The sequence below is a fragment of the Kurthia sp. YJT4 genome (genome assembly GCF_030219945.1).
Lineage (GTDB): Bacteria > Bacillota > Bacilli > Bacillales_A > Planococcaceae > Kurthia > Kurthia gibsonii.
On the sequence record NZ_CP126689.1, the window covers coordinates 97,501 to 109,699 of the forward strand.

The window sequence follows — 12,199 nt, forward strand, 5'->3', positions numbered from 1 at the left end:
AGTGTATCAAGAGAAAAAATAATAATATAGGACATATGTCCAGAAAAAGAGGTTTTGTATGAAATTAATTGAAGACCCTCAAATTTTAGAACAATACATTCGATTACATCGATTTGAACAAATATTTACGAACATTGAGAATGTACCATTTAAAATATTTGAAGTAGCAGAAGGAGAAAATTTAATGAGTGAAGGAGAGGAACTAACCTCTTTGTATTATCTTGTAGCAGGACGTGTAAAGGTCACTTCTAGTTTACATACGGGGAAGTTCCTTTTACTTCGTTTTAACCATCCTTTGACCGTTTTAGGTGACTTAGAATTAATTCGTCAGGTTCCAGTACAGTCACAAGTTACAGCTGTTATTGACAGTATTATTATGACATTGCCTTTTGACTATATAAAACAGTATGAAATGCAAAATCCTTTATTTTTACAACAGTTATTGCAGCATATTAGTTATAAGTTACAAACGAATACAGTTGCGACACGTGTGAATTTATTAGAGTCTGTCGAAAGTCGTTTTGCAAGCTTTCTATTGTCGACTGTTAGCTCAGATCCGGATAATAACTTCGGACAGGAACTACAGACCATGCGGATTGCAGAGATTGCAGATTTATTAGGTACTTCACACCGACATTTGAATCGAGTTGTTAAAAAATTGGTTGAAGAAGGTGTTATTAAACGTGAAAAACGACATCTTATTATTTTAGATGAGCGTCGATTAAGTGATTTATCACAAGGTATTCGATTTGAATAAATAAAAAGAGGAAACACATATCAGTGTCGCCTCTTTTAAAATTATTGAACTACTTTTACCATATGGTCGAACTCTTCACCAATAATCATCCAAGGTTCTGAATACACATAACCTATTTTTTCATATAAGTGACGTGCACGTTTTTTCTGTAACTCGACACTTAACGATAATTTTGGGTAACCCTGTTCTTTACATAACGTTTCCGCATATTTTAATAAGATTGTGCCAATTCCTTGACCTCTAAATTGAGGGTCGACACAAACAGTATCAATATAAAATTCATCTGGGTTTGCTTCTACTTCGATTGTCTGAACAGGTGCGTTTTTAGCAGCTAACCACTTTTCAAGTTGCGCATCGAGTGATACGGCTTGATCACCACCATACACGACCATCATACCTGCCACTTCACCATTACACTCGGCAACGTATGTGTTGAGGTAAGAGTTTCGGTTATCCTCACGCTCAAACAGTTCAATCAGCCCTTCAATGACTGCTTCAGGTGTCTCCTCTCCTGTGATACGATTAGCAATCTCGCCAATAGCATCTACAATAAGTGGCGCAACCTTTGAACCATCTTTTATCTGCGCTTGTCTAACTTTGATCTCCATTGTTATCAAACTCCTTTATACACTCGCCATTATAACAGATTTGTTTCATAAAGTATAAAAAAAGGGTATTTCGAAATAAATAAGTCTTAAAAGATACTTTTGTGTTGTCAGACTTCATGGTACGATAGAAGGAAGATATTTTATGAAGGAGCTTAATACATGTTACAACCAACTAGAGATTTCGTCTTGATTTACGGGGATGCTTTTGTAGATTACATTGCAGATGATGTAACGAATACAACGTTTACAAAATATTTAGGAGGCACAACGATTAATGTCGCAGCTGGAGTTAGTCGAATTGGTGCACCTTCTGCAATTATTACAGTAACAGGGGACGATGAAACTTCTCAATTTGTACGCAATGAGTTAAAAAATGAAGGGGTTAACACAGAGTATGCGCAAATTATTCCAGAAAAGCGTGTAACAGGTGTAGAAGTACATCTGACAGAAGATTATGATCGTATTTTTACGAATTATTCAGATGAGACACCAGACATTCAAGTCGATTCAACTCATTTAGATGATCGTGCTTTTGAACGTGCTTCAGTTTTTAGTTTTTGCTCAAATACGATGTTTCAAGAGACAGCGCTTGAAACGACACGTGCAGCAGTAAAAAAGGCAATCGAAAAAAATTGTTTAATTGCGATGGATGCGAATATTCGTCCATTACGTTGGGAAAGTCCTGAAAAGTGTTTACAAGCGATTAGTGAGTTTTTACCGTATGTAAATGTAATGAAATTAGCAGACGAAGAATTATTTTTCATTACACAAACTAAAACGATTGAAGACGGAATTAAAGCATTAGCAAAATATGATTTAAAGATGTTAATGATTACAGTTGGTGAAAAAGGAACATATGTTGTATTCAATGGAAATGTACAACATGTACCTTCAATTGAAATTAATTGTGTAGATACGACTGGTGCAGGTGATGCTTTCATGTCAGGTATTTTACGTTCGATTCACTTATACGGTTTACCGAAAACGGAAAAAGAAGCATATGATTATGTTTTCTTTTCAAATCAATTAGGTGCTTTAACTGCTACAAGAGCAGGTGCAATTACTGCAATTCCGCACTTACATGAAATTGATCGATTAATTAAGCCATAAATAATGAAGGAGGGAGCTCAATATGGGCTTCCTCCTTTATTACTTACATATTTAATTCTTTAATAATACGTTCATCATGTATATAACCATCATCTACTTCAATTTCATACGTTTTACCTTTGTACATAAATTTAAAGCGACCGTTATCAAAATCTGTACTTAGCTCTTTATAAAAAAGTCCTTCACAGATGAACTTATCAGGTAAATCGAAATAAATACGATAGACACCTTCATCATCCACTAGATAAGCGCGAATCGCTTTCTCATAAAGGTGATCTTCTACGTGGATTTGTCGATCAACAGATACAACATGGATGTCAACGAAAGGTAATGCTTTTAGCAATTGATTAATAAATGAGCCTTTCGTAATTTCTTCCCAGCGACTTTGTGCAGTTTGTCCGATAATTACTTGTGTAATATTCAGGTCATTACAAACTTCTGCAATGACTTGTTGAATGGGGCGATCTTCATTTGTTTTTAAAATTAAATCATCAATCTCAAATTCTACAGCTAGATTTTGCCAATGTAAAAGGTCAGCTTCTTGTGATGAGTCAAATTCTTCTCGAGATTGACGACTGATGTTCAGTACATATAAAGGGCAATCAAGCATTGTAGCAATTTTATGTCCACGACGAATTAAACGTTCGCCATTTGGTCCGTAATATACACATACTAGTATGCTTTCGTCCATACGTCCATGGAATTTCAAATAAAATCACCTGTCCTTTTAAGTCATAAATTTTCAGTAGTAGATAACGCTTCATACATGAAAGAAATGCTTATTTCATGTATAATTTACATATAAATGTGTTTAAAATAGAATTTTTCCTTACTATTTCATGTATAACACATTATACAGTTAATTCCAAAAAGACGAAACGTTTTTATTTGCTGATTCAACTCCTTATTATGGTGAATCTGCAACCAATAATCAAGTAATTCAAAAAAACAGCATAGCATTAGCGATGGAGGGATATTTATTTGATTACAAAATGGGCTATTTTATTACCCTTCTTCATGGCAATCCTCATTCCTATTTTCCACACAAGAATTCGTAAGTTTCATTTAGGGTGGGTTGCTTTAGCAGTACCTTTTATACTTTTTATTGCGTTACTACGCTTTCTTCCACAAATCGCATCAGGCGATACAATCTCTCATTCATGGCGATGGATTCCGTCTTACAATTTGACGTTTACTACATATTTAGACGGTTTGAGTATGCTTTTTGCATTACTCATCACAGGGATTGGTGCACTCGTTATTTTATACTCCATATTTTATCTTTCAAAAAAAGAAGCATTACACAAGTTTTATTGCTACTTACTATTATTTATGACCGCCATGTTAGGCGTTGTCTTTTCAGATCATCTTATTATGTTGTACTTCTTTTGGGAGCTTACAAGCATTGCCTCATTCTTACTAATCGCTTTTTGGCATCATCGAAAAGCTTCACGTCGTGGCGCACAAAAATCCATGTTGATTACAGTCACAGGCGGCATTATCATGCTGATGGGTTTTTTAATTCTCGCACATGAAATGGACAGCTATAGTATCCGCACAATCATCTCTACGATTTCAATCGAAAATTTAAATAGATCACTATACTTAGCCATGCTTTTTGTATTACTTGGCGCATTTACAAAATCTGCTCAGTTTCCATTCCACATTTGGTTACCTGATGCGATGGAAGCACCTACGCCTGTTAGTGCTTATCTACATTCAGCTACGATGGTGAAAGCCGGTATTTATATTGTGGCGCGCTTTACACCAATTTTTGCATACAATCTTTCATGGTTTTGGATTGTGAGTATTGTTGGACTTATTACATTATTCTGGGGTTCTTTTAATGCGGTTAAACAGAACGATTTAAAAGCACTTCTCGCTTTTTCAACGGTTAGCCAACTTGGGTTAATTATGAGTTTGCTTGGAATGGGTTCCGTTGTATATGCCACAACAGGAGAAATAACGGACGTTATTTATACACAAGCAACGTTTGCTGCACTCTTTCATCTAGTTAACCATTCCACATTTAAGGGTGCTTTATTTATGATGGTTGGTATTTTAGATCATGAGGTCGGAACACGTGATTTAAGACGATTAGGTGGTCTCATAACGATTATGCCCATTACGTTTTCAATTGCTTTAATTGGTGGGTTCTCAATGGCAGGTTTACCATTATTTAATGGTTTCCTCAGTAAAGAGATGTTTTTTGAAGCGACACTCGCTATTCAAGAGATGAATGTGCATAGTTGGATTGTTTTATTCCCTGTAATCGCTTGGGTTGCAAGTGTTTTCACATTTGTTTATTGCTTTATTTTAGTCTTTAAAACATTCTTCGGTTCAGCAGACAAGCTACCGACAGATCGTAAAATTCATGAAGCGCCGATTGGCATGCTGATTTCACCTATTATTTTAGCTGTATCGATTATCTTCATCTTCTTCTTCCCAAATATTCTTGGGAAATTCGTAATTGGTAGTGCGATGCAAAGTGTTTACCCAACAGTACAACCATTTGAGCAGATGACGCCTACAATTGCGGCATGGCATGGATTCAATACAGCGCTTTTTATGACAATAGGTGTTATTGTATTCGGGATTATCTTGTATCTGGCATGGCCAAAATGGAAGCGCCTATATAATCGTCTTCCTGAAAAATGGACACTTAATTATTTATATAATCAGTTGCTTGAAGAAGCTGAGATTGTCGGAAAATTCGTAACAGATTTATATATGACGGGGTCAGTTCGTCACTATTTAATGTATATTTATGTATTTTTTATTCTCATTGTAGGTGGTTACTTTATTCAAAGTCATATTTTCGCAATTGATTTAGAAGATCAAGCACCTGTGGAATGGTTTGAGATTTTATTGATGATTGTTATGGCAGGAGCAGCTATCTTCTTGCTATTCGCGAAATCAAGACTGACAGCAGTTGTATCAAATGGTGTTCTTGGTTTAGGTGTCGCGATGTTATTTGTTGTCTTTAGAGCACCTGATTTGGCACTTACACAACTCGTTGTTGAATCAGTGACAACGGTATTGTTTTTATTAAGTTTTGCTTATTTACCTGAATGGTCGAAGGAACAAAAGCCAAAAGCAACAAAGTCGATGAATTTGCTGATTTCTCTTGCAGCTGGTGCGCTTGTTATGGCCATCTCATTTACTGTATTGAATTATAGTGAGTTCAAAACCATTTCAGGATTTTTTGAAAATGCCTATGAATTAGCTGGTGGTGCAAATATTGTTAATACAATTTTAGGTGACTTCCGAGCTTTTGATACGATGTTAGAGGTTGTCGTGCTTCTCATTGCAGGCTTAGGTGTGTATACACTCATTAAGTTTAGAGCAAGAAAGGGGCAGAAGAAATATGAAGATTAATGATGTTATTTTAAAAACGGTTGTACAATTTGTTGTCTTTATTATTTTAACAATTGCTATCTATCTATTCTTTGCAGGTCACTATACACCAGGCGGCGGCTTTGTAGCAGGTTTAGTATTAGCTTCTGCTGCCATACTACTGTATATCACGTATGATACTGAAAAAGTTAAGAATGGGTTGCCGATTGATTTTAAAATCGTTGCAGCAATTGGTGTGGCGTTAGCGATAACAACTGGGATCGTGCCAACTTTATTTGGGAAACCCTTTTTGAATATGAGTTCGATGTCAGTACATTTCCCCTTAATTGGAGAAAAGGAAATTGCGACAGTCATGTTGTTTGAACTCGGTGTTGCACTAACAGTCGTAGGTGTTGTTATGACAATTATTTTAAGTATTAGTGAAGGGAGAGATGATTAATTTATGGAGACACTCATGGTTTGTTTAATCGGTATTTTTGTAGCAGTGGCCACTTATCTTCTCCTTTCAAAAAATCTAATCCGTATTATTTTAGGAACGGCCTTATTATCACACGCTGTTCATTTATTAATTTTAACAATTGGAGAAGTGAAGAAGGGGGACGTTCCTTTACTAAAAGAAAAGCCAGGACCCTATACAGATGCACTACCCCAAGCGTTAATTCTAACCGCAATTGTGATTAGCTTTGCTGTAACTGCATTCTTATTAGTACTAGCTTACCGTGTTTATGCGACGAATAAGACAGATAATGTAGAAAAGTTAAGGGGCGATGAATATGAATAATTTAGTTGTCATGCCCATGCTTATTCCGTTATGTGTAGCAGTCATTTTAATTTTTTTCCGTACGTATATTAAATTACAAAAAATTGGTGTCTTATTTGCGATGCTGCTGCTCATTGTTACGAATATTTTTCTTCTCGTGACGGTAAAAGAACAAGGTATTCAAACATTATACTTTGGTGGTTGGGAAGCACCCTTTGGTATCACATTCGTGGCGGATTCATTTGCGATGTTGCTCGTTTTAACCGCAAGTATTGTGGCATTATGTTGCTTTCTATACGCTTTTTCAACTTTAACAGAGGATTATGCGAAAAACTTTGCTTATCCATTAATGCTGTTCATGATTGCCGGAGTGAATGGTTCATTTTTAACAGGGGATTTATTTAACTTATTTGTCTGTTTTGAAGTAATGTTATTAGCTTCATATGTATTGATTACACTTGGTGGTGGGAAAGAGCGTTTAAGAGAGTCCTTAAAGTATGTCATCATTAATATTTTTGCTTCATGGCTCTTTTTAGTAGGACTTGCGATGATCTACGGTACGCTTGGTACATTGAATATGGCACATCTAGCTGAGCGTGTACATCAAATCCATCAAGGACCTGTTTTAACAACGGTTGCACTTATTTTCTTAATTGTATTTGCATTAAAAGCAGGGCTCTTTCTATTTTATTGGTTACCAGGTTCGTATCGCGTTCCTGAAACAGCCATTGCAGCATTGTTCGGTGCCTTATTAACTAAGGTAGGCATCTACGCATTATTCCGCACATTCACATTAATTTTTACTGTACAAGAAAATATTACGCACACATTAATCGGTATATTAGCTTGTGCAACCATCATACTTGGAAGCTTTGGTGCGATAGGTTACCGCGATTTACGTCAAATTGTTGGCTATAACGTGGTCATCGGTGTAGGTTTTGTCTTACTCGGTTTGTATGCAAATCAGACAGAGGTACTTGAGGGCGCTATTTATTATTTTATGCATGATTTTATTGTGAAAGCTCTCTTATTTTTAATGATTGGGACGATGATTTATATAACAGGACGTATTCGTTTTGATGAAATTAAAGGATTGATTCATCACTTTCCACTCTTTGGTTGGCTCTTCTTCCTGATGATGTTATCACTTGCTGGAATTCCTCCATTCAGTGGTTTTATCGGTAAGATGTTACTAGGTATTGGATTAGTGGATGAAGGTATGTATATTACATTGTTGCTTGGTTTTTTATCAAGTATTGTGGTGTTGTACTCACTACTACGCGTCTTTTTAAAATCAATTTTTGGTGAGTCTATGGCAAGTCATCAAATGAAAAAGCGTATCCCATTTAGTATGATGTTGGCGATGATGTTGCTGATGATTTGCACCATTGGTTTAGGGGTAGGTGCAGAAGTAGCAGCACCATTTGTGAAAGATGCTGCACATGTATTAACAAATCCATCGGTTTATATTCAAGCCGTCTTATATCCAGAGGGGGGCTAACATGTTATTTCAATTATTTTTAAACATGGTGATAGCGGTCCTATGGATGCTTTTAAAAGATGAGGATCGTGTGAATTTAACAACATTTTTTACAGGGTATTTGATTGGAATACTCGTGATGTATTTAATGCATCGATTTTTTGGACAGCCTTTTTACATAAAAAAAGTCTGGTCTATTATAAAATTATTATTCTTATTTTTAAAAGAACTGATTGTTTCAAGTGCGGTTGTTTTAAAGCAAATTTGTAGTCCTAAAATGAATATTACACCGGGGATTTTCACTTATGAAACAGCGCTTCAAAGCGATTTAGAGATTACAGCACTTGCTTTGTTGTTAACACTAACACCTGGCTCTGTCGTCATGGAAATTACAGAAGATGGACATACTTTTTATATTCATGCGATGGATATAGAACAATCAAAAGTAGATGTACTTCGTTCTATGAGTCGATTTGAACAGGCAATTATGGAGGTGACACGTACGTGATTACACTCATTTTGAAAGTGGCGCTCGTCTTTTTTGCGCTAACTATCGTTATTTCGTTTTATCGTGTAGTAAAAGGGCCTTCGATGCCAGACCGCATTGTTGCCTTAGATACTATTGGTGTTAATTTATTATCAATGGTAGCTATCGTCTCCATTGTATTTGAAACGAAAGCTTATTTAGAAGTAATCTTAATCTTAGGAATCCTTTCTTTCATTGGCACGATTGCTTTTAGTAAGTTTTTAGAGAGGGGAGTCATCATTGAACATAAATCAGATCGGTGAATGGATTGCTGCTGTCGTCCTTTTATTTGCTAGTATGATGAGCTTGGTGAGTGCTTTTGGTTTAATTCGAATGCCTGATGTTTATACACGTTCACATGCGGCAACAAAGAGTTCAACACTTGCCGTTATGTTAGCTCTTGTAGGAGCCTTCCTTTACTTTTTTGCACATGAAGGTGAAGTGAGCGTTCGTTTATTACTTGGAATTGTCTTTGTCTTTTTAACAGCGCCTGTAGCAGGACATCTCATTTGTCGTGCTGCTTATCGTTCAGGTGTACCGCTTGCAGAACAGTCAGGTGAAGATGCTTTAAAAAAATTCATACCAAAACAGCAGGAGGAGAAAAAATGAAAATAGCTATATTCGGTGCGACAGGGCGAGTAGGTTCTATTTTTATGCAACATGCCTTAGATGAAGGATATGAAATACAAGCGCTCATTCGTAAAGGGCGAGATGTAACACCTCATGAAAATTTAACAATTATACGTGGGGATGTAACAAATATAGAGGATGTAAATCAAACAATTGATGGTTGTGATGCGGTATTCTCGGGCTTAAATACAGACGGTACAACAACGCTTTCACAATCCATTGCACATATTATTGAGGTAATGGAGAACAAAAAGATTGATCGTATCGTCACTATAGGGACGGCTGGTATTGTAGAAAGTCGAGTGGAACCAGGGAAACTACGCTATTTATCAAGTGAATCACGCCAGCGAGTTAAGTTCGCTGCAGGTGAACATGAGAAAGTGTATCGTGCTTTGGCAGAAAGTGGGCTTGATTGGACGATTATTTGTCCGACTGCATTAGTGAGTGAGCCGCGTGTAGGTGTATATCGATATGAAAAAGATTATTTGCCGCTTGATGGACGTCGAATTTCTATTTATGACACAGCAGACTTAGCTTTTGAAGCTTTACGTGAACATTTATTCACACATAAACGAGTAGGAATTGCTTATTAGTAAGGGGGCGTGATGCAAATGGACAAGCAAGGATTTGTATCATTTATTAAACAGTCAATTAGCGGTGCTTTTATGAGTGCAAGTGCAAAAGAACCGCAGCCAGAAACAGAAAAAGAACGTTGGTTTCGTGCAGTACAAGAAAGTGACATCTATGCATTAAAGCACTTATTGAAATTAGAGTTCCCAATTAATCAAGTGAATGAACGTGGGCGTACAGCGCTCATGATTGCCACATACAATCGAGATGAAAAAACAGCTGCTTTTTTAATTGAACAAGGGGCAGATGTGAACAAGCGAGACGATCGTTTAAATTCACCTTTTCTTTACGCCGCGGCAGAAGGCTATTTAGAAATTTTAAAGCTGATGGGTTCAAAAGGCGATGTGAAAGTCGTGAATCGTTATGGTGGTATTGGGATTATTCCTGCGAGTGAGAGAGCACACTTGGAAACATTGGAATGGTTATTAAAAAATACAGCGAGCGATGTGAACCATGTGAATAATCTTGGTTGGACAGCTCTTTTAGAAGCAATTATTTTAGGGGATGGCACAGATAAATATGTCAAAACAGTACAATTACTTTTACGTTACGGTGCAAGTCCGGATATTGCAGATCGTGATGGTGTAACCCCGATTGAACATGCTGAAAAATTAGGTTACACGAAAATTTTAAAACTGTTAGAAGCATAAAAACACCCTATACAAGAGGAAAGGGTATACCTTTTGTATAGGGTGTTTTTTGCGTCATGCTATAATTTTAGACGAAGATGAAAAAGAAGGGTGATACGATGAAAAAAAGAAAATTTGGTTCATGCACAACGATGCTAGTTGGGAAAAAAGCGAGTATAGATGGTTCTACGATGATTGCACGTAATGAAGATAGTGGGACAGCTAATAAAAATCCACAACGATTTATTGTCATGAATCCAGAGGACCAACCGACGTACTATACATCGGTTCAAAGTGCATTTGAAATGCAATTACCAGAAAATCCGTTACGTTATACTGCAACACCTGATGCGATGGAAGGGTTCGGTATTTGGGGAGAGTCAGGTATTAATAGCGAGAATGTTGCGATGACAGCGACAGAAACCATTACAACGAATTCACGTGTATTAGGAGCCGACCCACTTGTTGAAGATGGAATTGGTGAAGAAGATATGCTGACAATTGTATTGCCTTATATTTATTCTGCAAGAGAAGGTGTCGAACGTTTAGGTGCTATTTTAGAAGAATATGGCACATATGAATCGAATGGGATTGCTTTTTCAGATGCAGATGAGATTTGGTATATGGAGACAATTGGAGGACATCACTGGGCAGCTATTCGTATTCCAGATGATGCCTATGTTATCGCTCCAAACCGTTTTAATATTACGCATTTTGACTTTGCGTCAGATGATACACTTTGTTCAACAGGATTGAAGGAATTCATTGAAAAACATCATTTGAATCCTGATTTTGAAGGAACGAATTTACGTCATATTTTTGGAAGTGCGACTGTAAAAGACACGCGCTACAATAATCCGCGTGCTTGGTATATTCAAAAACAATTTAATCCTGAACTAGAATATGAACCAATGGAACAAAATTTATCATTTATCTGTTATGCAAATCGTAAAATTTCAGTTGAAGATGTGAAGTGGGCGTTAAGTTCGCATTTTGAAAATACACCGTATGACCCGTATGGTGAGGGAGAAGCGAAAGACCGCGAATTATTCCGTACAATCGGTTTGAATCGTAATCAAGAGAGTCATATTCTGCAAATTCGTAATGATGTACCAGCGCATATCGCAGGAATTCACTGGCTGGCATTTGGTCCAAATACATTCAATGCGATGGTGCCATTCTATGCGAATGTGACGGATACACCTGCTTGCTATCGTGATACAGAGGAAGATTTTGATATTACGAAGATGCACTGGTTAAGTCATACAATCGCGTTACTAGGTGATACGAATTTCGGATTGTACCATGACATGCACAGTGCATATGAACAAAAAGTAGTCGCTGCTTGTCGTAATTTACAACAAAATGCAGATGAAGAAGTAAAATTACAAGATGATTTACACAGCTATTTAGAAGCAGTGAATGAGCGCTATGCAAAAATCGCTTTTGATGAGACGAATAAATTACTTGGTAATATGGTGCTGGCAGGAACGAAGAAGATGAAATTGAGCTATAGTTTATCTGATTAACACGAGCATAAAATAGAAAAGAGACTGAGACAAAAGTATTTTCAACATGGCAAATCCCTTATGATTTTTCAAAATCATAAGGGATTTGTTCATTCAGATCAATTTCCGCTTCGAAAAACGAATAGAAGTAGGCAAGAAAAGAACGCAACGTCCTATTGTAAATCTTGCTCCACTACTTAAAGT

General features: G+C 36.7%; 14 protein-coding genes. 12 read left to right on the forward strand and 2 right to left on the reverse strand.

Annotated features, from left to right (window positions below):
- Nucleotides 1–58: 58 nt before the first annotated feature.
- Nucleotides 59–757, forward strand: a complete 699-nt coding sequence (locus QN089_RS00505; protein WP_068456661.1) for a Crp/Fnr family transcriptional regulator — start codon at nucleotides 59–61, stop codon at nucleotides 755–757.
- Between the two features lie 41 nt (nucleotides 758–798).
- Here the strand turns inward: QN089_RS00505 and QN089_RS00510 are convergent, their stop codons facing one another.
- Complete coding sequence (locus QN089_RS00510; protein WP_068456658.1) at nucleotides 799–1,365, reverse strand: GNAT family N-acetyltransferase; 567 nt, start codon at nucleotides 1,363–1,365, stop codon at nucleotides 799–801.
- 159 nt (nucleotides 1,366–1,524) lie between these two features.
- Between QN089_RS00510 and QN089_RS00515 the strand changes: the two genes are divergently transcribed.
- Nucleotides 1,525–2,475, forward strand: a complete 951-nt coding sequence (locus tag QN089_RS00515; protein WP_285215700.1) for a carbohydrate kinase family protein — start codon at nucleotides 1,525–1,527, stop codon at nucleotides 2,473–2,475.
- Nucleotides 2,476–2,518: 43 nt separating this feature from the next.
- On the opposite strand, the gene QN089_RS00520 is transcribed toward QN089_RS00515, so the two are convergent.
- Nucleotides 2,519–3,184 (reverse strand): adenine nucleotide alpha hydrolase family protein, encoded by a 666-nt coding sequence (locus tag QN089_RS00520; RefSeq protein ID WP_231726961.1) that lies wholly within the window; start codon nucleotides 3,182–3,184, stop codon nucleotides 2,519–2,521.
- Between the two features lie 272 nt (nucleotides 3,185–3,456).
- Between QN089_RS00520 and QN089_RS00525 the strand changes: the two genes are divergently transcribed.
- The 10 genes from QN089_RS00525 (at nucleotide 3,457) to QN089_RS00570 (ending at nucleotide 12,016) form a co-directional block, all read left to right on the forward strand.
- Nucleotides 3,457–5,853 carry a Na+/H+ antiporter subunit A gene (locus QN089_RS00525; protein ID WP_068456652.1) on the forward strand — a complete coding sequence of 799 codons (2,397 nt, stop codon included), beginning with the start codon at nucleotides 3,457–3,459 and terminating at the stop codon, nucleotides 5,851–5,853.
- A complete protein-coding gene (locus QN089_RS00530; RefSeq protein ID WP_068456647.1) occupies nucleotides 5,843–6,271 on the forward strand; it encodes a Na(+)/H(+) antiporter subunit B in 429 nt (142 codons plus the stop codon). Before QN089_RS00525 ends, QN089_RS00530 begins: the two co-directional genes overlap by 11 nt.
- A gap of 3 nt (nucleotides 6,272–6,274) precedes the next feature.
- Complete coding sequence (locus QN089_RS00535; protein WP_068456644.1) at nucleotides 6,275–6,613, forward strand: Na(+)/H(+) antiporter subunit C; 339 nt, start codon at nucleotides 6,275–6,277, stop codon at nucleotides 6,611–6,613.
- Entirely contained in the window at nucleotides 6,606–8,093 is a 1,488-nt protein-coding gene (locus QN089_RS00540; protein WP_087680986.1) for a Na+/H+ antiporter subunit D, read from the forward strand. The genes QN089_RS00535 and QN089_RS00540 overlap by 8 nt, the downstream gene beginning before the upstream one ends.
- 1 nt (nucleotide 8,094) lies before the next feature.
- A complete protein-coding gene (locus tag QN089_RS00545) occupies nucleotides 8,095–8,580 on the forward strand; it encodes a Na+/H+ antiporter subunit E (RefSeq protein WP_087680985.1) in 486 nt (161 codons plus the stop codon).
- A complete protein-coding gene (locus QN089_RS00550; RefSeq protein WP_068456636.1) occupies nucleotides 8,577–8,861 on the forward strand; it encodes a Na(+)/H(+) antiporter subunit F1 in 285 nt (94 codons plus the stop codon). The genes QN089_RS00545 and QN089_RS00550 overlap by 4 nt, the downstream gene beginning before the upstream one ends.
- Nucleotides 8,839–9,207 carry a Na+/H+ antiporter subunit G gene (locus tag QN089_RS00555; RefSeq protein WP_285215701.1) on the forward strand — a complete coding sequence of 123 codons (369 nt, stop codon included), beginning with the start codon at nucleotides 8,839–8,841 and terminating at the stop codon, nucleotides 9,205–9,207. The genes QN089_RS00550 and QN089_RS00555 overlap by 23 nt, the downstream gene beginning before the upstream one ends.
- A complete protein-coding gene (locus tag QN089_RS00560; RefSeq protein ID WP_068456629.1) occupies nucleotides 9,204–9,821 on the forward strand; it encodes an NAD(P)-dependent oxidoreductase in 618 nt (205 codons plus the stop codon). Before QN089_RS00555 ends, QN089_RS00560 begins: the two co-directional genes overlap by 4 nt.
- A gap of 18 nt (nucleotides 9,822–9,839) precedes the next feature.
- Nucleotides 9,840–10,508, forward strand: a complete 669-nt coding sequence (locus QN089_RS00565; RefSeq protein ID WP_082701491.1) for an ankyrin repeat domain-containing protein — start codon at nucleotides 9,840–9,842, stop codon at nucleotides 10,506–10,508.
- A gap of 98 nt (nucleotides 10,509–10,606) precedes the next feature.
- On the forward strand, nucleotides 10,607–12,016 hold the full coding sequence (locus tag QN089_RS00570; RefSeq protein ID WP_285215702.1) for a C69 family dipeptidase: 1,410 nt from the start codon (nucleotides 10,607–10,609) through the stop codon (nucleotides 12,014–12,016).
- The last annotated feature ends 183 nt before the right edge of the window (nucleotides 12,017–12,199 follow it).